The following is a 231-nucleotide window of genomic DNA, read 5'->3' as shown; positions in this document are numbered from 1 at the left end:
GCGCTACGTTCTCACGTCTGCGTGGACGCATTTTACGTTCTGGCTCTGCTTCTTGTGCGGAAGCTTTCTTTGGGGCAGGAGCTACGTCTTCCGCAGACACAGCTTGTTGATCGAGGATCTTGTAGACAAGATCTTGTTTGGCAAGTTTTTTGGCATTTTTAATACCCATCCCCTCAGCAATCTCTTTCAGTTCAGAAAGAAGTCTGACGTTCAGATCATCAATAGTATACA

The 231-nt window shown here is 45.9% G+C and carries 1 protein-coding gene; it reads right to left on the bottom strand.

Annotation, left to right across the window (positions count from 1 at the left end):
• Window positions 1–231: Rho termination factor N-terminal domain-containing protein (locus KK062_RS30610; RefSeq protein ID WP_254088161.1), on the bottom strand; the 231-nt coding region annotated here is incomplete at both ends.

Source organism: Dawidia cretensis (assembly GCF_018598175.1).
Lineage (GTDB): Bacteria > Bacteroidota > Bacteroidia > Cytophagales > Cyclobacteriaceae > Ohtaekwangia > Ohtaekwangia cretensis.
Note: the sequence above shows the minus strand (reverse complement) of the source record. Positions and strands in the feature narration are given on the sequence as shown.